General features: G+C 75.2%; 19 protein-coding genes. 11 read left to right on the top strand and 8 right to left on the bottom strand.

Features of this window, described 5'->3' with window-relative positions:
- Nucleotides 1–1,562, bottom strand: a 1,562-nt coding sequence (locus tag ABD879_RS09230; protein ID WP_345019445.1) for a hypothetical protein, incomplete at its 3' end; no start/stop codon positions are given.
- Nucleotides 1,563–1,708: 146 nt separating this feature from the next.
- On the opposite strand from ABD879_RS09230, the gene ABD879_RS09225 reads away from it, so the two are divergent.
- Complete coding sequence (locus tag ABD879_RS09225; RefSeq protein WP_345019443.1) at nt 1,709–2,776, top strand: EamA family transporter; 1,068 nt, start codon at nt 1,709–1,711, stop codon at nt 2,774–2,776.
- Nucleotides 2,777–2,798: 22 nt separating this feature from the next.
- Here ABD879_RS09225 and ABD879_RS09220 read toward each other — a convergent pair whose 3' ends face one another.
- Nucleotides 2,799–3,551, bottom strand: a complete 753-nt coding sequence (locus ABD879_RS09220) for an ABC transporter permease (RefSeq protein ID WP_345019441.1) — start codon at nt 3,549–3,551, stop codon at nt 2,799–2,801.
- 126 nt (nt 3,552–3,677) lie between these two features.
- Nucleotides 3,678–4,670 (bottom strand): ATP-binding cassette domain-containing protein, encoded by a 993-nt coding sequence (locus ABD879_RS09215; protein ID WP_345019439.1) that lies wholly within the window; start codon nt 4,668–4,670, stop codon nt 3,678–3,680.
- A gap of 102 nt (nt 4,671–4,772) precedes the next feature.
- Here ABD879_RS09215 and ABD879_RS09210 point away from each other — a divergent pair, with 102 nt between their 5' ends.
- The 4 genes from ABD879_RS09210 to ABD879_RS09195 all read left to right on the top strand — a co-directional run bounded on the left by ABD879_RS09210 (nt 4,773) and on the right by ABD879_RS09195 (nt 10,228).
- Entirely contained in the window at nt 4,773–5,588 is an 816-nt protein-coding gene (locus tag ABD879_RS09210) for a TetR/AcrR family transcriptional regulator (protein ID WP_345019437.1), read from the top strand.
- Nucleotides 5,589–5,627: 39 nt separating this feature from the next.
- On the top strand, nt 5,628–6,965 hold the full coding sequence (locus tag ABD879_RS09205; protein ID WP_345019435.1) for a vWA domain-containing protein: 1,338 nt from the start codon (nt 5,628–5,630) through the stop codon (nt 6,963–6,965).
- Entirely contained in the window at nt 6,962–7,993 is a 1,032-nt protein-coding gene (locus ABD879_RS09200) for an ARPP-1 family domain-containing protein (protein WP_345019433.1), read from the top strand. The genes ABD879_RS09205 and ABD879_RS09200 overlap by 4 nt, the downstream gene beginning before the upstream one ends.
- A gap of 387 nt (nt 7,994–8,380) precedes the next feature.
- A complete protein-coding gene (locus ABD879_RS09195) occupies nt 8,381–10,228 on the top strand; it encodes a glycoside hydrolase family 3 protein (RefSeq protein ID WP_345019431.1) in 1,848 nt (615 codons plus the stop codon).
- On the opposite strand, the gene ABD879_RS09190 is transcribed toward ABD879_RS09195, so the two are convergent.
- Nucleotides 10,216–10,842, bottom strand: coding sequence for a YbaK/EbsC family protein (locus ABD879_RS09190; protein ID WP_345019429.1), 627 nt, complete (start codon nt 10,840–10,842; stop codon nt 10,216–10,218). The two genes, ABD879_RS09195 and ABD879_RS09190, sit on opposite strands and share 13 nt — an antisense overlap.
- A 205-nt stretch (nt 10,843–11,047) precedes the next feature.
- Between ABD879_RS09190 and ABD879_RS09185 the strand changes: the two genes are divergently transcribed.
- From ABD879_RS09185 to ABD879_RS09170, 4 genes are all read left to right on the top strand, one after another.
- A complete protein-coding gene (locus ABD879_RS09185; RefSeq protein WP_345019427.1) occupies nt 11,048–12,337 on the top strand; it encodes a cytochrome P450 in 1,290 nt (429 codons plus the stop codon).
- A 166-nt stretch (nt 12,338–12,503) separates the two neighbouring features.
- Nucleotides 12,504–12,983, top strand: a complete 480-nt coding sequence (locus ABD879_RS09180; protein WP_345019425.1) for a fluoride efflux transporter FluC — start codon at nt 12,504–12,506, stop codon at nt 12,981–12,983.
- Nucleotides 12,980–13,345 (top strand): fluoride efflux transporter FluC, encoded by a 366-nt coding sequence (locus ABD879_RS09175; protein ID WP_345019423.1) that lies wholly within the window; start codon nt 12,980–12,982, stop codon nt 13,343–13,345. Before ABD879_RS09180 ends, ABD879_RS09175 begins: the two co-directional genes overlap by 4 nt.
- A 102-nt stretch (nt 13,346–13,447) precedes the next feature.
- A complete protein-coding gene (locus tag ABD879_RS09170; RefSeq protein WP_345019421.1) occupies nt 13,448–15,052 on the top strand; it encodes a bis-aminopropyl spermidine synthase family protein in 1,605 nt (534 codons plus the stop codon).
- Nucleotides 15,053–15,126: 74 nt separating this feature from the next.
- On the opposite strand, the gene ABD879_RS09165 is transcribed toward ABD879_RS09170, so the two are convergent.
- The gene (locus ABD879_RS09165) at nt 15,127–16,011 is read right to left on the bottom strand and encodes a sigma-70 family RNA polymerase sigma factor (RefSeq protein WP_345019419.1); all 885 of its coding nucleotides are present in this window, start codon (nt 16,009–16,011) and stop codon (nt 15,127–15,129) included.
- Nucleotides 16,012–16,101: 90 nt separating this feature from the next.
- On the bottom strand, nt 16,102–17,385 hold the full coding sequence (locus tag ABD879_RS09160; RefSeq protein ID WP_345019417.1) for a hypothetical protein: 1,284 nt from the start codon (nt 17,383–17,385) through the stop codon (nt 16,102–16,104).
- A gap of 125 nt (nt 17,386–17,510) precedes the next feature.
- On the opposite strand from ABD879_RS09160, the gene ABD879_RS09155 reads away from it, so the two are divergent.
- Nucleotides 17,511–17,942, top strand: coding sequence for a bleomycin resistance protein (locus tag ABD879_RS09155; RefSeq protein ID WP_345019415.1), 432 nt, complete (start codon nt 17,511–17,513; stop codon nt 17,940–17,942).
- Between the two features lie 364 nt (nt 17,943–18,306).
- Nucleotides 18,307–19,038: a TioE family transcriptional regulator gene (locus tag ABD879_RS09150; protein ID WP_345019414.1), complete on the top strand. Its 732-nt coding sequence runs from the start codon at nt 18,307–18,309 to the stop codon at nt 19,036–19,038.
- 107 nt (nt 19,039–19,145) lie between these two features.
- Here the strand turns inward: ABD879_RS09150 and ABD879_RS09145 are convergent, their stop codons facing one another.
- Together ABD879_RS09145 and ABD879_RS09140 are read right to left on the bottom strand one after the other, a co-directional pair.
- Nucleotides 19,146–20,876, bottom strand: coding sequence for an ABC transporter ATP-binding protein (locus tag ABD879_RS09145; RefSeq protein ID WP_345019412.1), 1,731 nt, complete (start codon nt 20,874–20,876; stop codon nt 19,146–19,148).
- Nucleotides 20,873–22,711, bottom strand: a complete 1,839-nt coding sequence (locus ABD879_RS09140; RefSeq protein WP_345019410.1) for an ABC transporter ATP-binding protein — start codon at nt 22,709–22,711, stop codon at nt 20,873–20,875. The genes ABD879_RS09145 and ABD879_RS09140 overlap by 4 nt, the downstream gene beginning before the upstream one ends.
- Between the last annotated feature and the right edge of the window lie 112 nt (nt 22,712–22,823).

Below are 22,823 nucleotides of genomic sequence, written 5' to 3'. Positions count from 1 at the left end.
GCGGCGGGTGCGGCGGGCGGCTCGGAGGCGCCCGGCGGCTCCGCCGCAGGCGGCTGGGCGGCAGGGGCGGGCGGCGGCTCGGGGGAGGGCGGGGCGACGGGCTGGTCGGCCGACTTCTCGGCGGCCTGCCGCTCGGCGGCCAGATGCGCACGCGCCGCCTTGATGATGTCCCAGGCGCTCAGCTCGTCGGTGGACGGCGGCGTGTGCAGCGCCGGGCCGGTCAGCTCGGCCGCCACCGCCTGCGGCACCGCGAACCCGGTGGCGGGCGGCGGCACCTGCGCCAGGCGGCACCAGGTCAGCCCGATGGTGTAGGTGGTGGCCAGCAGCCACGACAATGCGTCGGCGTCGGTGCTGCGCAGCGCCTCGGGCAGGCGGCCGTCGCGCGGCCACAGCCGCCGCAGCGGGTTGGCCGGGTCGGTCAGCACCGCGTGCAGGGTGCGGGCGCTGTCGGGGTCCAGCCAGCGGCCCAGCGCGGGCACCGCGTTGGGCGCGGCCTGCAGGTCGGCGGCCAGCAGCGCGATCCCGGCGCGGCGCACGTCGTCGTGCGCACGGCCCCCCGTCGGCACCGGAGGGCGCGCCCCCGTCAGCGCGGCCACCACCTGCTGCAGGTCGTACAGCGCCAGCCGCAGGTACTCGCCGGGGGCGGCGTCGCGCACCATGGGGGTGGAGAACTCGGCGGGGCAGCGGCGCCGCCACTCCTGCAGCATCGCCGCGGGCCCGTAGCGGGCGGTGGCCATGTCCTGGTGCACCAGCCGCAGCGACGCGGCCGTCACCGCCGCCAGCGCGTCGGCGCCGGGACGGAACCGCGCGTCGGCCTGCAGCCCCGCCGCCACCTCGTACATGACCCGCGCGATGTGCGCGGCGCCGGCGCCGTCGCCTGCCTGCAGCCGGTTGGTGTAGTACCCGGCCAGGGTGCCGAAGTCGGGCGGCATCATCCAGTGCAGCCGCTCGGCGGGCGTGGTCAAAAACGGGATGAACGACTCGATCAGCGGGTTCTCCGTCAGCACCACCGGGGCGCCCGCGCACCACAGCAGCGCGCTCCAGGCCGCCACCACGGTGCTGGGGGTGCCGGGCTGGAACATGGGGTCCTGCTGGGCGAACTGCGCGGGGTTGACCGCCCACGCCGTGGTCAGCGCCTGCTGGATGCGGGCGACCACCGCGGTCTCCGGCGGCGCTCCGAGGAACCCCAGGGAGGCGACGCGCCCGGCGGTCAGGTCGGGGCCGGTGGGGAACAGCTGCGGCGGCACCGGGGGAGCGCCCGCGCCGCGCGGCGCGGGCTGGGCGACGCGCCGTTCCGCCGGGTCGGCGGGGGGAGGGCAGGGATGCCAGACGCCGTCCAGGCCGCAGCGGTACCAGCGCCCCCAGGCGCCGAACAGCCACCACTCGCCCGAGCCCCACAGCATCCGCGCCACGACCTGCTCGGCGCGCTGCTGCGGCGGGGCCGTGCGCCACCAGGGCGAGGCGACCAGCTCCCGTACGTTGGCCTCCACCGCGGTGAAGAGGTCGCCGGCCGTTCCGCCCCCAGTTCCGCCGAGTCCCGACCCGGCCGCGTGCCAGTTCACTCCGCGAATAGTAGTCCTCCCCGGTGGCGTGCCCGGTGGTTCCGGGGAAGGCCGCCCCGATCGGGACGGGGCGGACGGATCCCCACAGCGCACTGTAAGGAGTGTTATGGCAGGATGCTCATGTACGTCAGGAGAGGGGGAGGACCATGCGGGACGCCGCGCGCACGCGCACCGCGGGGCTGTCGCTGGCGGTGCTGTCGTCGGTGTGCTTCGGCGCGTCCGGACCGTTCGGCAAGGCCCTCATCCACGCCGGGCTCACCCCCTGGCAGGCGGTGTGGCTGCGCATCGCCGGGGCGGCGCTGGTGCTGGTGCCGCTGGCGCTGGCGCTGCGCGGCCGCGGCGCGGTGCGCTCGGTGCGGTCCCACCTGCCCTACGTGGTCGGCTACGGGCTGACCGGGGTGGCCGGGGCGCAGGCGTTCTACTTCGTGGCCGCCTCGCGGCTGCCCGTCGGCGTGGCCATCCTGCTGGAGTTCTGCGGCCCGATCCTGGTCCTGGGCTGGACCCGGCTGGTGCGGCGCGCACCGGTGCACCGCTCGGCCGCCGCCGGCGTCGCCGTCGCGATGGTCGGGCTGACCATGGTGGTGCAGGTGTGGGACGGCCTGCGGCTGGACGCGCTGGGCCTGGCCGCCGGGCTGGGCGCCGCCGCCTGCCAGGCCGGGTACTTCCTGCTCATCGACCGCCTCACCGGCCAGGTCGACCCGCTGGTGATGACGACGGCGGGCACGGTGGTCTCGGCGGCCGTGCTGGTCGTGCCCGCCGCGCCCTGGATGCTGCCGTGGGACGTGCTGCCCGCCACCGTGGCCGTCGGCGGCCACACCGCCCCCGCCTGGCTGCTGGCCGCCTGGATCATCGTCGTCAGCACCGTGCTGGCCTACCTGACCGGCGTGGCCGCGGTGCAGCGGCTGTCGGCGCAGGTCGCCGGCGCCATCTGCTACACCGAGGCGGTGGCCGCCACCCTGCTGGCCTGGGCCGCGCTGGGCGAACGGCTCGCGCCGGTGCAGCTGGCGGGCGGCGCGATCGTGCTGGTCGGCGCGTTCCTCGCCCAGCGCGCCACCGCCGACGCCATGCCCGCCGACACTGCGTCCCCCGCCGCCGGGCCCGCCGCCGGCGGCCCGGTCACCGCCAACGCATCCGTCGCCGCGGGCGGCCACGTCCCCGAAGGCGACCCGGACGACCCGGGGGACGCGGCCGCCACGCACGCCCTCAGCCGCTGACCCCCGGGTCCGGGCGCCGCCGTCAGGCGTTCTCGCGCAAGAACCGCCGGGTCCCCAACGCCACCGACACCACCACCAGCACGGCCGTCACCGCCGCGCCCTCTGCGACGGCCACCGAGGCGTAGTCGCCGACGAACGCGGCGCGCACCGCGTCCACCACGTACCTGAACGGCGTGAAGTGCGACACCACGTCCAGCCAGCCCGGCGCCATGCTCATCGGCAGCAGCATCCCCGACAGCAGCATCAGCGGCAGCACCACCGCCCCCAGCAGCGGCGCGAACCCGTCCTCCCGCCGCGTCACCAGCGCCAGCAGGTACGACAGCGAGGCGACACCGACCGCCAGCAGCAGCACCAGCGCCGCGCCCACCGCCAGCCCGGCCACCGGCGCGCGCAGCCCCAGCGCCACCCCGGCGGCCAGCAGCAGCACCGCCTGCACGGCCAGCACCGTGGTGTCGCGCAGCACCAGGCCCAGCAGCAGCGCCACCCGGCTGACCGGCGTGACGCGCAGCCGGTCCACCACGCCCGCGCGCAGGTCGGCGATCAGCCCGAACCCCACATAGCCCGCGCTGAGCAGCACCAGCTGCACCAGCACACCCGGCACGAACACCTGCCAGGCGTCGTGGTCGCCGAACCCGCGCACGCCGCTCAGCCGCGTCAGCAGCGGACCGAACAGCAGCAGGTACAGCAGCGGCTGCAGCACCCCGAACACCACCGCCACCCTGGCGCGCAGCGTCACGCGCAGATGACGCATGTACAGCAGGCGCGTGTCACGCACAGTGCGTCGCAGATCCACGGGAACTCCTCCTCGTCAGTGTCATGCCCATCGTCTGGCCCATCGTCGGGTCCATCGTCGGGTCCATCGTCGGGCCCGCCGTCGTGCTCATCGCCGGTGTCACGGGGTTCAGGCGGCGGCGTCGCGCAGCGACCGGCCGGTGATGGTGAGGAACACGTCGTCGAGGGTGGGACGCGTCATCCGCAGCGCCGTCATCTCCACCCCCGCCGCGTCCAGCGCACGCACCACCTGCGGCAGCGCCAGGTCGCCCTGGTCGACGGTCAGCCGCACCGACGAGCCGGACACCACCGCCTCGCGCACCTGCGGCAGCTCCGCCAGCGCGGCACGCGCACGCACGGCCCCGCCGGCCTGCCCGCGCGCACCTTCGCCCGCCCCGGCGGCGGGGCGCGCGTCGGCCAGCTCGAGGGTCACCACGTCGCCGGAGACGCGGCGCTTGAGCTCGTCCGGCGTGCCCTCGGCCACGATCCGCCCGTGGTCGATGATGAGGATCCGGTCGCACAACGCGTCGGCCTCCTCCAGGTAGTGCGTGGTCACGAACACCGTGGTGCCGTCCTCGTCGCGCATGCGGCGGATGTGCTCCCACAGGTTGCCGCGGTTGTGCGGGTCCAGGCCGGTGGTCGGCTCGTCCAGGAACACCAGCGGCGGGCGGTGCACCAGCCCCAGCGCGATGTCCAGGCGGCGGCGCTGCCCGCCCGACAGCGTCTGCGCCGGGCGGTCCAGCAGGCCCTCCAGCTCCAGCCGGGCGCACAGGTCGGCGATGCGCGCGGCGCGGTCGGGCACGCCGTACAGGCGGGCCTGCAGGTCCAGCTCCTCGCCGACCGGGACGGCCGGGGCGGCGCCGCCGCCCTGCGCCACGTAGCCGATGCGGCGCCGCACGCCCGCCGCGTCGGTGCGCAGGTCGTGCCCGGCGACCGTGGCGGTGCCGGCGGTGGGCGCCAGCAGCGTGGTCAGCATCCGCAGCGTGGTGGTCTTGCCCGCGCCGTTGGGGCCCAGGAACCCCACGATCTCGCCGGGCGCCACGGACAGGTCGACGCCGCGCACCGCCTCCACGGTGCCGCGCCTGGTGGTGAAGGTGCGGGCCAGCCCGCTCGCCTTGATCACGTCTTCCTCCAGGATCGGATGGGGGGAAACGCCGGTAGCGTAACCACAAATTTGGAGTCACACCAAGTTTTCGGCGACACCAGCGCGGTTAGAATCCCTGGCATGGCGGACGATCACGGGACCGGGGGAGGGGACGCGCCCGACGCCGAACGCCTCGGCCTGCGCGAACGCAAGAAGCGCCAGACCAGGCGGCGCATCGCCGACATCGCCACCGGCCTGTTCCTGACGCGCGGCTACGACAACGTCACCATCGCCGACGTGGCCCGCGCCGCCGACGTGTCGGTCAACACCGTCTTCAACTACTTCGGCACCAAAGAGGACCTGTTCTTCGACCGGCAGGAAGAGATCATCGAGCACGCGGCGCGCGTGTTCGCCGACCGCGCCCCCGGCGAGTCGGCCGTCGCGGTGTTCCGCCGCCACTTCCGGGAGGGCCTGGACCGCAACGCCTACCAGACCGGGTTCCACGAGGGCTCGGAGACCTGGGCCCGCGCCGTCCGGGAGAGCCCCGCCCTGACCGCCAAGCAGCTGGAGATCGGCCACCGCGCGCAGCGCCGGCTGGCCGCCGCCTTCGCCGACGAGACCGACGCCGACCCCGACGACATCACCGCCCGCGCCGCCGCCGCCATGATCTTCGCCGTGCAGCAGACGCTCATCGAGCAGATCCTGCAGCGCAAGATGGCCGGCGAATCGCTGGAGGATATGCGCCGCGACGTCTACGCCGCCACCGAACGCGCCTTCGACCTGCTGGAACGCGGCATCGGCGGCTACGCCGCCCAGCCCGCCGCCCAGCCCGCCGACGAGGGCGCCGACGAGGGCGCCGACGAGCCCGCTGACGAGGGCGGCCCCCCGGCCGACACCGCCGCGTCGGCGCAGACGCCCGAGCCGCAGCCCCGCCCCGGAAAATCGGTATCAAGCTGATCGTCCGCCTTCCTAAACTCCGTGGTTGCGGAGGCAATCATGGACACCCCCACACTCCTCACCCACCTGGAGACGCACGCCGTCCCGCTCACGCTGCCCCGAGGCGGCACCCTGCGCTGGGACGACGCCGACCTGCACAAGGCCGCCTACACCGCCGACCCCGAGGGCTACGCGCTGCTCGGCCTGGCCCCCGGCGTGCGGCCCTGGCAGCGCGCCCGCGTCCTGCTGCAGGTGCTGGCCGCCTCCCAGGCCGGACTCGACGACGCCACCCGCACCACCCTGGCCCGCCTCGCCCGCGTGCTCACCCTGGCGCTGCCGCCCGCCCACGTCATCACCGTGCTGCTGGGCCTGCGCCGCCTGCGCGCCAACCACAAGCACACCACCCGCGCCGCACTGCGGTTCGTCCTCGAGCACCCCCACGCCGACGCCCTCATCGCCGCCCGCCGCCCCGCCCTGCGCGACTGCTTCGAACACGCCCTCGGCAAGGCCACCGCACGCGGCTGCGCCCGCCGCATCGCCGACGGCGACACCGGCTCGGACTACCTGCAACGGCGCCTGCTGCGGTTCCTGACCGCACCCCACCACGCCCTCCGCCGCGTCCCGGCGCTGTACGCGGCCGACCCGCAGGCGAACCCGCGGCAGCAGCCCGCCGCCCCCCGCGAACCCGTGCTCGCCGTCGAACGCACACCGCCCCACCCCGGCACCGTCACCGCCACCAACCGCGGCGACATCGCCGCCACCCTCGTCCACCTGTACCGGGGCGGCCCCGCCGAGGAGCTGTACGTCGCGCTCGACCGCTACCTGGCCGACGCCGTCGCCGGCTACCCCCGCTTCCCCGGCACCGTCGGGCTCGTCCTGGACGCCTCGGCCTCCATGCGCGGCTACGGCGAACGCCGGTGGGCGCTGATGTCGCAGGCCGCCGCGCTGCGCATGGTGCTGTCGCGCGTCTGCGACCGGCTGGAGGTCGTGGAGGTCGGCGGCGACGAACGCGTCCCCCGCGGCGCCACCGACCTGGCCACCGGTGTGCTGGACGCGCTGGCCGCCGGCCCCGACCTGGTCGCCGTGGTGTCCGACGGCTACGAGAACGTCTTCCCCGGCGACCTGGCCCGCGTCGCCGCCACCCTGCCGCACGCGGGCGTCACCACCCCCGTGCTGTTCTGCCACGCCATGTTCACCCGGACCGACGATTTGACCCTGCGCCGTCCCGCCCCCGCACTGCCGCAACGCGGCTTCTGGCACCAGGACGACTTCGACGAACTGCTGCCGTGGATGTTCGGGCACTGCACCGCCGGCGAGCCGTGGCTGCGCGCCGCCCTGCACGCCCGCCTGGACGCCCTGGACCGGCAGGCCGCACAGATCGGAGGGATCGCCGCATGACGAACAGCGACACCCCCGGCGCCGCACCCGCCACGCTGGACACCCTCATGCCCGGCCCGCTCAGCCTGGCCGGACACCGCCTGGGCACCCCGCAGCGCGCCGGGGCGCTGACCATGGTCCCCATCTCCGGGCCCGCCTACCCCGGCATCGCCCCGCCCCGCCGCGCCCTCAAACTCGTGCGCGTCGACGGCTACGGCCGCGTCGAACTGCGCAACGGCGCCGCCGACGGCGTGGCGATCGTCCCGCTGCACATGGGCTACATCCAGGACGCCGCGCAGAACCACGCCCTGTGCCGCTCGGCGTTCATCGCCGCCGGGCAGACCCTGATGTTCGAGGACGCCGCCTGCGTCCAGGCCGCCCAGAGCGGCTACCTCACCGAACGCGACCAGTGGTTCTTCATCCTGCCCGTCGAACTGCGCACCCGCGCGCTGCAGCGGCGCGGTGTGCACGACTTCTCCAAGCTGTGGGCCGACATCGCCGCCCTCAACCGCGGCTACGGCCTGCCGGCGCGCGGGCACCTGGAGCAGATCCTGTCGCGCAAACGCCCCGTGCTCACCCAGTTCCAAAGCCGCCTGGAACTGCAGCCCGGGCAGCTGGGCGCCCTGTTCTTCATCGACGGGCGCCTGGCCGGGCTGGAGCTGGCGCCCGACCCCGGCTACTTCGCCGACGTGTGGACCGCGCTGGTCTGCTTCGCCTACGGCGTCGCCGCCTGGCACGCCGAACAGCGGCACGCCCAGACCCAGCCGCCCGCCGGGGCGCCCGCGGGCGCGCGGCCGTTCCCGGCCACCAGCCTGTCGGAACTGCGCGCCGCGCTCGACCGCGACCGCGCCGCCCGCATCGCGCAGATCGCCCAGTGGCTGGCCGACGTGCCCACCGGCCCCGTCGAGCTCACCGAGGAGGAGCGCTACCTCGGCCTGCGGCTGTCCACCGTCACCGGCGACCACCTGTCCGGGCAGGTCGTCACCGACGGCGACCGCGCCGTGTACGCGTCCCTGTTCGCCCCCTGGCCCGTCGACACCCCGCAGTGACCCGGGCACCGGCGGCGCCCGACGGCGTGTCGGGGGCCACGGCGTAAACCGGTTGCCTCGCGGCCCCGCGCCCACTTGAATGGCGGATGGGAACTGAGCCGGGCGCACCGGATGGACCCCAGATTCCAGGTCTGGCAAGGCAACCGTTTGTAAGACGGTCACAACTCCGGTGCACGCGCCGGCCGCCCGTCCCGCCTTCACAACCCCGCCCAGCGCGCCCCTCCGGGCGCAGCGCGACCGCGGACCGGGTGACGGCGGCGCTCTCCCGCGGCGGGCGACATCGTGAACGTCTGCCGTTGACGGGCCCCGCACGGCTGTCTAGCGTCCCGAAAGAACACATGATCATGGTCGTCGGGGGCGGCCACGCAGCCACCGCAGGGAGCCGTCATGCACCGTCGCCGACGCCTGTCCCTCCTGGCCGCCACCACACTGGCCGCCACCCTGGGCGCCACTGCCCTGGGCGCCGCGCCGGCGGCCCTCGCCGCCCCGGGCCAGGACCCGCGGCTGACGCGGATCATCAAGGCGATGACCCTGGAGGAGAAGGCCGCCCAGCTGTTCGTGCTGCAGGTGTACGGCAAGAGCGCCGACACCGCCGACCCCGCGGACGTGGCCCGCAACCGCCGCCTGTACGGCGTCGACAACGCCGCCCAGCTCATCGCCCGCTACAAGCCCGGCGGCATCATCTACTACGGCGCCGACCCCGCCAACGTCGACGACCCCCGCCAGCTGGCCGCCTTCTCCAACGGCATCCAGCGCGCCGCCCTGGCCCAGCGCGTCCCCGTCCCCGCCCTGATCTCCATCGACCAGGAGGGCGGCATCGTCGCCCGCGTGCAGCCGCCGGCCACCCAGTCGCCGGGCGCCATGGCGCTGGCCGCCGGCCGCCGCCCCGCCGACGCCCGCGCCCTGGCCGCGATCACCGCGCGGGAACTGCGCGCCCTCGGCGTCAACGCCGACTACGCCCCGGTCGCCGACGTCAACGTCAACCCCGCCAACCCCGTCATCGGCGTGCGGTCGTTCGGATCCGACCCGGCCCTGGTGTCGCGCATGGTCACCGCGCAGATCGACGGGTACGGCGCCGGCGGCGTGGCACCCACCGTCAAGCACTTCCCCGGCCACGGGGACACCCGCACCGACAGCCACACCGGGGTGCCGCGGATCGAGCACACTCGCGAGCAGTGGGAGCGGCTGGACCTGCCGCCGTTCCGCGCGGCCGTCGAACGCGGCGTCGACGCCATCATGACCGGGCACCTGGTCGTGCCCGCCCTCGACCCGTCCGGCGACCCGGCCACCCTGTCGCGGCCCATCCTGACCGGCATCCTGCGCCAGCGGCTCGGCTACCGCGGCGTCATCGTCACCGACGCCCTGGACATGCAGGGCGTGCGCGACACGTACGGCGACGACCGCATCCCCGTGCTGGCGCTCAAGGCCGGCGCCGACATGCTGCTCAAACCGCCCGCCGACACCGCCGGGACCGGACTGTTCCCCACCCAGCTGCGCGCCGTGGTCGAGGCCGTCCGCGGCGGCGAGCTGTCCGAACGCCGCCTCGACGAGTCCGTCTACCGCGTCCTGGAGCTCAAACGCAAGCGCGGCCTGTTCCGCGACCCGTTCGCCGACGAGTCCAAGGTGGACCGCATCGTCGGCGCCCCCGCGCACCTGGCCGCCGCCCAGCGCGCCACCGACCGCACCACCACCCTGGTCAAGAACGACGCCGGGCTGCTGCCGCTGCGCCCCGGCGCCCGCGACGTGCTGGTCGCCGGATGGGGCGCCGCCACGACCCGCACACTCGCCGACGAACTCGCCCGCCGCGGCGCCGCCGCCACCGTGCGCGAGACGGGGCTGAGCCCCACCCGGCAGACCATCGACGCCACCGCCGCCGCGGCCCGCGACGCCGACCTGGTGGTCGCCGTCACCAACCGCGCATGGGACGCCGAACCGTCCACGCTCACCGAACCCCACAACGGGCCCGGGCAGGCCGACCTGGTCAAGGCGCTGGTCGCCACCGGAAAACCCGTGGTGGTCATCGCCGTGCGCGACCCCTACGACATCGCCCACTTCACCGAGGCGCCGACCTACCTGGCCACCTACTCCTACACCGCCGAGGCGCTGCGGTCGGCGGTCAAGGTGCTGTTCGGCGAGCTGGCGCCGTCGGGCAGGCTGCCGGTGGCGATCCCGGCGGCCGGCGACTCCGGCCGGACCCTGTACCCGTTCGGGCACGGCCTCGGCTACGCCCGCTGACCGTCCCGCGAACCCCCTGCCGGACCGCCCGCCGAACCGCCCGCCGAACCGTTCGCCGAACCGGCCGCCGGGGCGGCGGGCGGCTGGGCGATCGCGGCCAACCGCGGACGCGCCAGCCGCCGGTAGTCGGCGGTGTCCAGCGCCATCGACCGGTCCAGCCGCGCGGCGTTGAAGAAGATCTCCGCGTGTTCCAGCAGCGCCGGGTCCGCCACCAGCTCCAGGTCGGGATGGAAGGAGAACGGCAGGATGGTCCCGCTCACGCTGCCCGCCAGCCGCTCGGCGGTCTCGGCGGACGCGAACCCCGCGTAGCCGCCGCCCAGCAGCCGCTTGACCGCGCCCAGGTCCACGCGCCGGTCCCCGGGCACCACCGCCAGCACGTGCCGCCGCGTCTTCTTGTCCAGCTTCACCATCACCACGATGCACTTGGCCGCCTGCGCCGGATCGTTGCCGCGCATCGCGCTGACCAGATCGGTGCGGCCCTCGGGCTCGTGGTCGATGAGCCGGTAGCGGGCGCCGCCCGCCTCCAGCAGGCCGATCAGCCGGTCGTAGGCCGAACCGCCGCCCCCGCCGGCGGGCGCGGCTGCGTCGCGGTCGTCGGTTCGCGGGTCGGACACGATCCCTCCCATGCAATTAGAGATTTTGCTAAGTACTTAAATACACCGTCGCGCCCGCCGGCGGAGCCGGTTCCCGATCGTCCGTCGCCGGGGCGGGGCCGGGCAGGCGTCGCCATCTATCCGGTCACAGTGGACATAAAGGGCATTGACGTAATTGAGCGCTTACTTAGCATTGGGGGCAGCGACGAGGGAAGGTGACGCGGCGGTGACCACCGAGCGGACCGGTCCGGCGATCGACGACATCGACCTCAGCGACCTGCGGTTCTGGGCGCGCCCGCCGCACGAGCGGGCCGCGGCGTTCGCGGCGCTGCGCGCCCGGCCCGCACCCGTGCGCTACCCCGACCCGCCCGTCCCGTTCACCCGGCGCGGCGACGGCTACTGGGCGCTGGTGCGGCACGCCGACGTCACCGAGGCCAGCCGCAACCCGCAGATCTTCAGCAGCGAGCCCAACGCCACCAGCGTCATCGACTCGCCCGGCCGGCTGAACCGCTACGTCGACTCCATGATCAACATGGACGATCCGCGGCACGCCGAGATCCGCCGCATCGTGTCCCGCGCGTTCACCCCGCGGATGCTGGCCAAGACCGAAGACGACGTGCGCCGCCGCGCCGCCCGCATCGTCGACGACCTCATCGCCTCCGGCCCCGGCGACTTCGTCGCCGACGTCGCCGTCCGGCTGCCGGTCGAGGTCATCTGCGACATGCTCGGCATCCCCGACCGCCACCAGCCGCGCGTCGTGCGGCTCACCGACATCGTGCTGGGCAACACCGACCCCGAGTACACCGGCGTCACCCCCGACATGGGCCGCCTGCGCACCGGCCTGGGCCTGGCCAAGGTCGCCTGGGCCGCCCGCGAACTGCACCGCCTGGCCGCCCGCCTCGGCCGCGAACGCGTCGCCGCGCCGACCGGCGACCTGACCTCCGCGCTGGTCAACGCCGACGTCGACGGCGAACGGCTGTCGGCCCGCGAGTTCGGCACGTTCTTCCTGCTGCTGGTGGTGGCGGGCAACGAGACCACCCGCAACGCCATCGCCCACGGCCTCGCACTGCTCACCGACCACCCCGACCAGCGCGACCTGCTGCTGGACGACTTCGACGCGCACATCGCCGGCGCCGTCGAAGAGATCGTCCGCTACAGCACCCCGGTCATCTGCTTCCGCCGCAACCTCACCCGCGACCACGAGCTGAACGGGCACCGGCTGCGCGCCGGCGACAAGGTCATGCTGTTCTACAACTCCGCCAACCGCGACGAGGTCGTCTTCCCCGACCCCGACCGGTTCGACATCACCCGCTCGCCCAACCCGCACGTCGGGTTCGGCGGCCCCGGACCGCACTACTGCCTGGGCGCCAACCTGGCCCGCCTCGAGATCACCGCCATGTTCCGGGAGCTGTTCACCCGCCTGCCTGACATCCGCGCCGACGGCGAACCCGACCTGCTGCTGTCCAGTTTCATCAACGGCATCAAGCGCCTGCCCTGCACCTTCACCGCCCTCTGACCCGCCCCCGCGGGCCGCTATGCTGGGGTCGGCCCCCGGGGGCGCCCCCCGAGGCAGCGGTGGTGGGGCCCACCGCCCCCGCCCACGAGCGGGGCAACCGCGTCCTTGGCCCGCAAGGACGCCAACGGTCCCTACCGATGCGACCGACACACCGGTAGGAGTCCGCATGCCCGACACCCGGACCGCCACGCGACCCGGCCCGCACACCGACCGGCCCCCCGCACGGCGCCCTGTGCCGTGGGCGACCCTGGCGGCCGTCTCCGCCGGCGGGGCGGCGGGCGCGGTCGCCCGCCACGGCCTCACCGCGGCCTTCCCCCACGCACCCGGCGGCTTCGCCTGGGCGACCTTCGGCGTCAACACCGCCGGATGCCTGCTGATCGGGGTGCTCATGGTCGCCATCACCGAGATCCGGCAGGCGCACCCGCTGGTCCGGCCGTTCCTGGGCGTGGGCGTGCTCGGCGGATTCACCACCTTCTCCGCCTACGCCGTCGACGTCCAGCAGGCCCTGCAGACCGGCGCGCCCCGCACCGCGCTGCTCTACCTGGCCGCCACCCCCGCCGCCGCACTGGCCGCGGTGTTCACCGGAGTGCGCCTGACGCGCACCCTGGCCCGCGCGCTCCCGCGCCGCCGCGGAGAGGCGCGGTGAGCGCCCCCACCGTGCTGCTCGTCGCACTGGGCGCGGCGGTCGGCGCGCCGCTGCGGTACCTGGCCGACCGCTTCGTGCAGGCCCGCCACGACGGCGTCTTCCCCTGGGGCACCTTCACCGTCAACGTCACCGGGTCGGCGCTGCTGGGCTTTCTGGCCGCCCTGCCCGCCGGGCACGCGGCGATGGCCCTGGCCGGCACCGGCCTGTGCGGCGCGCTCACCACCTACTCCACCTTCGGCTACGAGACGCTGCGGCTGGCCGAGGACGGAGCCCGCACCGGCGCGGTGCTCAACGCCGCCGCCTCGATCGCGGCCGGGCTGGGCGCCGCCTCCTGCGGCATGGCCCTCGCCCAGGCCGTTTGACCCCGGCCCCGCCACGGCAGCACACCAGGCGCGGCGGCCCTACGCCGTCGACGGCTGGCGCACCCGGTGGGCCTCGGTGGGGTCGGCCGATAGCATTTGCGGGTGGGCGAAGGGGGAGCACCGGGACTGCCGGTAGCCGCCGACATCGACCCCAGGCGCGCGCACACCGCGCTCAGCCTGCTGGCCGACCGGCGGTGGTGGACACTGGCCGATCTGATCCGCGCGACGGCCGCGCCCAGACGGTCGGTGGAGTCGCTGCTGGCGGCGCTGTCCCTGGAACACGCGGGCGACGGCCGGTTCCGCCTCACCCCCGAGCAGGCCGAACAGATCACCGCCGCCCTGCGCACCGGGCACCGCCCCCTCGAACCCGCCGACCCGGTGGCGCACCTGCTGCCCGAGCACGCCGCCGCGGTGGAACGGATGGACGCGCTCATCAGGCGGGCGCCGCGCGGCCGCCACGTCCTCGACCACGTCGCCGCCACGCCCGACACCGTCGTGCGGCGGGCGCTGCTGCTGGGCGCCCGGTTCTGGCTGCCGGGCACGCGGCTGCTGTGCGTGGGCGACCACGACCTGACCTCGCTGGCCGTCGGCATGATCCACCCCGGGGTGGAGACCACCGTCGTCGACGTCGACGAACGCATTCTGGCCTACATCGACGCGTGCGCCGCCGACCTCGGCGTCAACGTGCGGACCCGCTGGGCCGACCTGCGGCTGGGCCTGCCGCCGTCGGCCGCCGCGCACGCCGACCTGGCCGTCACCGACCCGCCCTACACGCCCGAGGGCGTCGGGCTGTTCGTGGCCCGCGCCCTGGAGGGGCTGCGCGACCACGCCAACGGCCGGGTGCTGCTGGCCTACGGGGCCAGCGACCGCACCCCCGCGCTCGCGTTGAAGGTCCAGAACGCCCTGCGCGACCTCAACCTGGTCACCGAGGCCGTCTACCCCGACTTCAACCGGTACTTCGGCGCCGAGGCCATCGGCTCGGCCGCCGACCTGTACCTGCTGCGCCCCACCGGCAAGAGCCTGCCCGCCGCCACCGCCCGCGCCGAACGGTTCGGCACCGCGATCTACACCCAGGGCCCGCAGGCCGTCGAATCCCGGGCCGCGCTGCGGCTCACCGCCGACGACCTGGCCGACCTGCGGCCCGGCGTGCTGGTGGGGGACTGGCCCAAGCACATCCTTTCGGGCGTGCCCAGGGCCCGGCTGACGACCTGGCTGGCCAAACCGTACGCGGCGGCCGTCCGGCACGCCGCCGTCGCACTGCCCCCGGGACTGGAACCGGCGCTGGTGCGCACGCTGCTGGCCACGCGGGCCGAGCACGTGCGGGTGTTCCTGGCCGAACCGCCGGACGACCTGCCGGACGCCGCCGCGCTGCTGCGCCCGGTGTACGAGCTGACCGCCCGCGGCCCGGTGGTGGACGCGGTGCGCACACCGCCCGGCAGCGGCGACGACACCGCCCGCGTCCTACGCGCGATCATGGACCGGGCGCACGGGAAGATCGCCAACGCCTGGCGCGACCAGCTGACCGCCCTGCACGACGGCCTCACCAAACGGCAGGCGCGCACCGTGGTCGCCGACACCGCGCCGTGGGCCCGCGACGTCACGCCGCTGGAGCTTCCGGCGCACCGCCTGCGCGCGCTGCTCGACGCCGTCCGCGCCTCGCTGCGGGCGGCGCGATCCGTCGCCGCGGCGCCGGCGGCCGGGGTGTAGGCGGCACCGTCCGGTCGGCCCGCTTGCACGTCGGCGGCCGCGGCGCGTCGGCAGGTTCGGACCTGCGCGGCGGGTCACGACGCGTCCAGGGCGGCCAGGTCGAGCGCGGACAGCCGCTCGGGGGTGGCCAGGACGTCCAGCGCGACGATCCGCCCGTCGCGGACGGTGAAGCTCATCACCGAGAACGGGCGGCCGTCGCGCGTCGACACCACCCCGGCCGCCCCGTTCACCAGCGCCGGACGCGCGGACTCGGCCAGCCGCGCGAAGGTGAGCGCCCGCCGGGCCACGGCCGCCGCCCCGCGGATCACGGTCAGCGCACCCGGGCCCGCGGTGTCCGCTCGCAACACCACGTCCGGATCCAGCACCGACAGCAGCGCCTCGAAGTCGCCGCCCCGCGCGGCCGCCACGAACGCCTCGACGACCGCACGCTGGCGGTGCGGGTCCGGATCGGGCGCCGGGGCCGCACCGCGCACCCGGCCGCGCGCCCGGCTGGCCGGCTTGCGCGCCGCGGCCGGGGTGCGGTCCACGATCGGGGCGATGTCCTCGAACGGCACCCCGAACATGTCGTGCAGCACGAACGCCAGCCGCTCGGCGGGCGTCAGCGACTGCAGCACCACCAGCAGCGCCGGCCCCACCGCGTCGGCCACCAGCGCCTGCTGCTCGGGGTCGGGCCCGTCGGCGCGGCTGACGACCGGGTCGGGCAGGCCCCGCTCCACCAGCGGCTCCTCGCGCCGCGCGGTGCGCGACCGCAGCATGGCCAGGCACCCCCGGCCGACGACCGTGGTCAGCCAGCCGCCCAGGTTCGCCACCTCGCCGGCATCCGTGCGGCTCAGCCGCAGCCACGCCTCCTGCACGGCGTCCTCGGCCTCGCTGAGCGAGCCCAGCATGCGGTGGGCGACGGCGTTGAGATGGTCGCGGTGCTCCTCGAAGCGAGCGGCCGGCAGATCACGATCGTCCATCCGTCACCGTTCCTTCACCGGGTCCGTCACCGTTATGACGGATCCCGGCGCGCCGGTGTGACCGAAGGGCGGCGCGTCGCCATGAGGCGATCACGACGGCGATTCGGCCAGACGGCGGCAGGCGTCGCGGTCGTGCGGCAGCCCGACCTGGTCGAACGCCAGCCGGGCGTTGCCGCTCCCGGCGTCCCACAGCTTCTCGTTGGCCACCAGCGCGCGCAGGTAGGCGCGCTGGGCGTCGGTGAGGCGCGCGGGCGGCGCGGGCGGGTCACCGGGGGAGGGGAACGCCGCGGCGAGCAGACGCCCCCAGTCCCAGTCGGCGCACGCCGGGGTGGTGACCGCGGCGATCGCGACGGCGGCCGGCAGCAGCCGCTCGAAGTCGGCGACGCGGCGCAGCACCGCGTCCAGCAGGGCGAACCGCACGTGCGCCCGGATCTGCGGCGGCCGGTCGGTGAACCACCGGTCCGCCTCGGCCGGACGGCGCAGCGCGGTCAGCAGCTCCTCGGTGGCCGCCTCGTCGTCGGCCAGCGTCGGCGCCAGCGCCGCGCACGCCCGCACCGCAGGGTCGGGATCGGCCAGGTGGCCGCGCGGCTTGTCGCCCAGATATCCCAGCGACAGCACCAGCGCGGCCCGCTCGTCCCGGTGGACGGCGCGCCGCGCGGCCTGCTCCACCTTCGCCGCGACCGCGCCGCGGCGGCCGCGCAGCCCCGGCAGCGCCAGCAGGGACGAGGCCGCGTCGACCGCGTTGACCCGCACCCGCGGATCGCCGTCGGTGAACGCGGCCTCGACCGGCGGCAGCAGGGCCGCGGCCGCGGACCGGATGTCCACCACCACCCGCGCCATGATCGCGTCGGTGGCCTTGGCGATCAGGTCCGGGTCGGGCTCGGGGACGTCCTCGTCATCCGCCGAGTCGGCTTCGGGGTCGTCGTCGCAGGTGCAGTCCTCGTCGTAGGCGCAGTCGCAGTCGCCGTCGAGCATCGCGTCCCAGGCCGCCCGGACGGCCCTCTCGTCGACGTCCGCGGGGAAGGCCATCGCGTGCAGTTCGTCGTCGCCGAGCTCGGGCTGCCCCGCCTCGGCGACCCGTCCGAGGAAGTGCAGCAGCGTGGCCCGCAGCGGCGCCTCCCCTTCGGCGATCGGCGCGCCGGTCGCCGGATCGGCCAGCAGCCCGGCCACCACCAGCGCCGCCGGCGCCGTCACCGCCCAGGGCGTGCCCTGGTGGAGCACCGCGCCCCACAGGTGGTCCACCGCGTGACCGCGCGCCGCCGCGTCCTCGCCGGTCAGCGCCCGCAGCTGCGCCGGCGTGTCCGTCGCCGCGCCGTAGGCGTGGAACAGGCGGCTCCAGTCGACGTCCGCGACGGCGTCCCAGCCGATGGTCATGCGCTCGTCATCCCCCAGGTCCTGTCGAGAAGCCCGTGCAAGACCCGGGAGCGTACCAAGATCGCTGCGGGCTCCGTCGGGGCTCGGCGTCCGAGCCAAATCTCTGTACGTCGTACAATGTTTACGTGCGAGCCGAGACCGTGATCCCCTGCCTGCCCTGCCGCGACCTCGACGACCTGCTGCCGTTCTACGAGGCGCTCGGCTTCGAGGTGACCTACCGCCAGCAGCGGCCCAACCCGTACGCGGCCGTCGTCCGGGGCGGCATCGAACTGCATTTCTTCGTCCCCGAGCACGACCCGGGACGGTCCATGGCGACCGTGGTCGTGCTCTCCGCTGACATCGAGGGGCTGCACGCGGCGTTCGCCGCGGGCCTGCGCCGCGCCTACGGCAAGGTCCCGGTGTCGGGAACCCCGCGCATGACCCGCCCGCGGCGCATACAGGGCACCGCGGGCGGGTTCGCCGTGGTCGATCCCGGCGGGAACTGGGTGCGGATCGCTATTGATCGACGCGACCGCACAGCCAACGGTTTAGCCGCTCATCGGGTGCCGGGCCCGTAGGGGGCCCGCGTCGGCACCGTCCCGCCACGCCACCAGCCGAGCCGGGGGAGGAGAGCACGCTCCCGGTGGCGGCGGTCGGCGCACTTGAGGAACCACGCCTCGACCGGCAGCGCCTGCACACCCGGCACGTCGGCGGACAAGCCCGGATATGCGCGGGGTGTGCTCCGCCGAGCAGGACAGTGCCGGCCGCCGCCGCACGGCCGGTCGTTGCAGGGGGCGTCGGCACCGTCCCGTCCACGCCGCCAGCCGGGCGGGGTGGGCGGGAGCACGGCCCCGGCGGCGGTGTCCGGTGCGCCCGGGGCACCGGGCCTCGGCGGTATCGTCCGGTTGGGTTTTGAGACTTCGACGCGGCGTTGGCAGGAGCATGGGACCAGACCCCCGGGGCACGAAACGACTCAGGCCGGTCGATCTGGCGCGCGAGCACGGCCTGTCCACGCAGGCGGTCCGGAACTACGAGGAGGCCGGCATCCTTCCCGCCGCCGGTCGCACGGCCAGCGGCCACCGCATCTACACCCCGCTGCACGCGCTGGCCCTGAGCGCGTTCCTGGCCCTGGTGCCCGGCCACGGCCACCAGACGGCCGCGTCGATCATGCGGGCGGTCAACCGGGGCGCGGTCGAGGAGGCGTTCCGGCTCATCGACGAAAGCCACGCCCGGCTCCTGGACGACCGCCGGACCCTGCAGGCCGTGGAGAACGCCCTTCGCGACCTGGAGACCGGCGCGGCGGCCAGGACGGCCGCGGCGTCCGAGCCCGGCGGCACGCTCATCGGGCCGCTGGCGGGCAGGCTCGGGATCCGGCCCGCGACGCTGCGCAAATGGGAGCGCGCCGGGCTGGTGCGCCCCCGCCGCGACCCGCGGACCGGATACCGCGTCTACGACGAGACCGACGTGCGGGACGCCCGGCTGACCCACCAGCTCAGGCGGGGCGGCTACCTGCTGGAGCAGATCGCCCCGCTGATCGCCCAGGTGCGGGCGGCCGGCGGCCTGGAGCCGCTGGAGGCCGCCCTGCGCGACTGGCGCGCCCGGCTGTCGGCGCGCGGGCGCGCCATGCTGACCGGGGCCGCCCGACTCGAGGCATACCTGCGCGAACGCGGATGACAGCAGGCGGCGCCGGGCGCCGCCTGCAGGCCGGCGGTGCGGAGCTCGGCCCGGCCGGTTCCGCGACCGGTCGAGATCACGCACCGCCGCCGCATCCCCGGCCGGTATCAGCCGGCGGTGTCCGGCCCGCCCGCCACCGATGTCAGCGAGACCTGCCAGAAGTCGGCGTAGCGGCCGCCGCGGCGCAGCAGTTCCTCGTGGGTGCCCTCCTCCACGATCCGGCCGCCGTCCAGGAAGACGATGCGGTCGGCGCGTTGGACGGTGCGCAGCCGATGCGCCACCATCACCACCGTCCGACCCGCCACCAGCCGCTCGATGCCCTCGTGCACGGCCGCCTCGTTCACCGGGTCGAGCGCGGAGGTCACCTCGTCCAGCAGCACGATCGGCGCGTCCTTCAGCAGCGCCCGGGCGATCGAGACGCGCTGGCGCTCACCGCCCGACAGCAGCGCGCCGCCCTCGCCGACGTTCGCCGACCATCCCCCCGGCAGCCGCTCGACCACCTCGTCCAGCCGCGCCGCGGCCGCCGCCGCCCGCACCTCGGCCTCGCCGGCGTCGGGGCGGCCGAGCCGCACGTTCTCCTCGATCGTGCCGTCGAAGAGGTAGACGTCCTGGAAGACGATGGCGACCTGCTCCATCAGCGCCTCGGTGCCGATGGAGCGCACGTCCACGCCGCCCACGCGCACCGCGCCCGCGTCCACGTCGTAAAAGCGCGCCAGCAGCTGCAGCAGTGTGCTCTTGCCCGCGCCCGACGGTCCGACGACGGCGAGCCGCTGCCCCTGCGGCACCGACAGCGACACGTCGTCGAGGACGGTGCGGTCGCCGTGCCGGAAGGTGACCGACTCCAACTCCAGGCCATGGCCCACCGGCCGGACCGGTTCGGGGGCCTCCGGCAGCGGCTCGGTGCGCAGCACCGCATCCAGTCTGGCCAGCTCGGTACGCACGACGCGCAGCTTGCCGCCGAGCTCCGCCAGCGACAGCAGCGGATCGGCGCAGCGGGCCGCCAGCACCAGGACCGCCAGCAGTTCCGCCGCCCCGATGTCCCCGCCGAGCGCGAGATGGGCGCCCAGCACCAGCAGCGCGGTGAACACCGCCTGCACCATGAGCGTCAGGCCCACGACGCCGGGCAGCGCCGACAGCAGGCTGCGGCGGGACGCGCGGTGCAGGCCCCGCAGCGAGTCGTCGAGCAGCCGGAAGCGTTCGATGGTCCGGCCGCCGGCCCGCAGCACCGGCTGCGCCTGCAGATACTCGATGACCCGCGCGGTGGCCTCCCGGTCGCGTTCGGCGCGCTCGGCGTCGGCGGCGGCCATCGAGCGTCCCGCCCAGACGTGGATCGCCGCCACGGCCGGTGCGGCGGCCGCCGCGGCCAGCCCCAGGCGCCAGTCGCAGACGAGCATGACGGCGACGACCGTCAAGGGGGTCACGGCGGCGGAGATGAACGGCGACAGCAGATGCGCTATCACGCTCATCGCCTGCAGGACGCCGCGACCGGCCAGCACCGACACCTCTCCGACGCGGCCCGCGGCGTACCAGCCGAGCGGCAGGCAGGCCAGGTGGTCGCCGAGCCGGTGGTACATGCCCCGCAGCAGGGTCGTGCCGACGCGGAAACCGGACAGGTCGCCGGCGTAGCGCAGCACCGCGTACCCCGCGACCGCGGCGCCGAACGCGACCAGCCAGGGCCGGGCGTCGCCGGGGGTGTCGCCGAACAGGGCCCGCAGCACGGGGACCAGCAGCGCGTAGGACGCCCCCTCGGCCACCGCGGTCACCGTCATCAGCGCCACGGTGCGGCGGACCGGCCCGGCGTACTGGTGCCCCAGCACCCGCAGCAGCATTCGGATCATCGCGTCTCGCCTCCTCGCGGTGCGCCGCCGGCGGGTCCGCTCGCGTCGGCGGCCGCCGGCCAGTGGGATCGCCAGAACGCCGCGAACCTGCCGTCGCGCGCCAGCAGCTCGGCGGGTGCCCCGCGCTCGACGATCGACCCGTTGTCCAGCAGCACGACGGTGTCGGCGGCGGCGACCGTCTCCAGGCGGTGCGCGATGACCAGGATCGTCCGCTCGCCCTTGAGCGTCGCCAGGGCCCGGCGCACCGCCTGCTCGGTGTGCGGGTCGGCGAACGCGGTCGCCTCGTCCAGCACCAGGACGGGCGCGTCGGCGAGCAGTGCGCGGGCGATCGCGATGCGCTGCGCCTCGCCGCCCGACAGCCCGGCCTCCTGGCCGATCACCGTGTCGTATCCGCGCGGCAGCTGCAGGATCCGCTCATGGATGTCCGCCAGCCGGGCGGCGCGGACCACGTCGTCGAGGTCGGCGTGCGGTACCGCCAGCGCGATGTTGTCGGCGACCGACGCGCGCAGCAGGCGGACGTCCTGGAATACGAAGGAGACCATCCGGTACAAATCCCGGGTGGCGACCTCCCGCAGGTCGACGCCGCCGAGCAGCACCGCGCCGCGGGTCGGGTCGAAGAACCGCGGCAGCAGCCGCACCAGCGTGGACTTGCCGCTTCCCGACGGCCCGACCAGCGCGGTGACCGTGCCGGGTTCGAGCACCAGGTCGACGCCGCGCAGCACCTCGCGGCCGGGTTCGTAGCCGAAGCGGACGCCGCGCAGCTCCACCCGGTGCCCCTGCGGCGCGACCGGGTGCGCGGGCTCCGGCAGCGGCGGCACGGCGAGCACGTCCCGGATCCGGCCGACGGCGCGCCGCGCGGCCTGCAGATCGTCGAAGCCGTGGCCCAGGGCCGCCACCGGGGCGGTCAGCCCCAGTCCGAGCAGCAGGAACGGCAGCAGGTCGGCCGGGGCCATGCCCCCGGTGGTGATCAGGACCGCGCCGCCGATGAGCACGACCAGCAGCACGAACGGCGGCGACAGCGCCAGCTGCATGCCCGCGGCGACGGCGGAGACACCGCGCACCCACCGGTAGAACACCGTGACGAAGTCGTCCACGGCCGTGCGGAACCTGCGGTGGGCGCGGTCTGCTCCGCCGAACGCCTTGACCACCGCGATGCCTTCCACGAACTCGACGGCCGCATTCGAGATCCGCCCCAGGGCCTGGTCGAACTCCTGCTGTTCGCGCAGCCGGGCCGGGGTCATCATCAGCGGGACCAGCGCCACCGCCAGCACCACCGGCACCAGCGTGATCAGGGTGAGCCGCCAGTCGACGGTGAACAGGTAGACCAGCGACACCAGCGGCACCACGAACGCCGACACCAGTTCGCTGGGGGAGTGGGCGATGAACGGGTGCACGGCGCTCACGTCCTCGCCCACGACCTTCGCCAGCTCGCCCGTCCGGCGCTGGAGGAACCAGCCGATCGGCACGCGGCCCAGCCGCTCGGCCAGCCGCCGCCGGAACGACAGCTGCACCCGGCCGTCGAGCGCATGCCCCAGACCCGACGATGCGGCCGTGAACAGCAGCCGGACCAGCAGGCCGACCGCACCCGCGAGCACGACCAGCCGGACATGACCGTGGTCGATCGGGCCGGGCGCCAGCAGGGCGCGGCCCAGTTCGACGACCGCCAGCAGCGGCGCCAGCCCCGCGACGGCGCCGATCACCTGCAGGATCATGATGGCGGCGAAACTGCCGGCATACGGCCGCAGCAGCCCTGCCAGGCTCGGTGCCGCCGCGGCCCCGGGGTCCGGTGGCGGTGCGTGCGGCCGCCTCGCCTCGGCGAGGCCGGTGGTGGTCATCGCCCTCCCCTTCCCGTCTTCGTCGGTCTCGTCGCGACCGGGCCCTCGGCCGAGGGCCGTTGTTCCAAGCGGTGCCGCCCGGCGGGCGTGATCGCCCGACGCCGGAGCCGGG

It is taken from the genome of Actinomadura keratinilytica (assembly GCF_039539665.1).
Classification (GTDB): domain Bacteria; phylum Actinomycetota; class Actinomycetes; order Streptosporangiales; family Streptosporangiaceae; genus Spirillospora; species Spirillospora keratinilytica.
The sequence above is the reverse complement of the archived record's forward strand: the minus strand, read 5'-3'. Positions and strand labels throughout refer to the sequence as shown.

Bases quoted from the DNA above. Each gene is read 5' to 3' on its own strand.
- ABD879_RS09225 (WP_345019443.1), top strand. From the start codon at position 1,709: ATGCGGGACGCCGCGCGCACGCGCACCGCGGGGCTGTCGCTGGCGGTG.
- ABD879_RS09210 (WP_345019437.1), top strand. From the start codon at position 4,773: ATGGCGGACGATCACGGGACCGGGGGAGGGGACGCGCCCGACGCCGAA.
- ABD879_RS09205 (WP_345019435.1), top strand. From the start codon at position 5,628: ATGGACACCCCCACACTCCTCACCCACCTGGAGACGCACGCCGTCCCG.
- ABD879_RS09200 (WP_345019433.1), top strand. From the start codon at position 6,962: ATGACGAACAGCGACACCCCCGGCGCCGCACCCGCCACGCTGGACACC.
- ABD879_RS09195 (WP_345019431.1), top strand. From the start codon at position 8,381: ATGCACCGTCGCCGACGCCTGTCCCTCCTGGCCGCCACCACACTGGCC.
- ABD879_RS09180 (WP_345019425.1), top strand. From the start codon at position 12,504: ATGCCCGACACCCGGACCGCCACGCGACCCGGCCCGCACACCGACCGG.
- ABD879_RS09165 (WP_345019419.1), bottom strand. From the start codon at position 16,011: ATGGACGATCGTGATCTGCCGGCCGCTCGCTTCGAGGAGCACCGCGAC.
- ABD879_RS09160 (WP_345019417.1), bottom strand. From the start codon at position 17,385: ATGACCATCGGCTGGGACGCCGTCGCGGACGTCGACTGGAGCCGCCTG.
- ABD879_RS09150 (WP_345019414.1), top strand. From the start codon at position 18,307: ATGGGACCAGACCCCCGGGGCACGAAACGACTCAGGCCGGTCGATCTG.
- ABD879_RS09145 (WP_345019412.1), bottom strand. From the start codon at position 20,876: ATGATCCGAATGCTGCTGCGGGTGCTGGGGCACCAGTACGCCGGGCCG.
- ABD879_RS09140 (WP_345019410.1), bottom strand. From the start codon at position 22,711: ATGACCACCACCGGCCTCGCCGAGGCGAGGCGGCCGCACGCACCGCCA.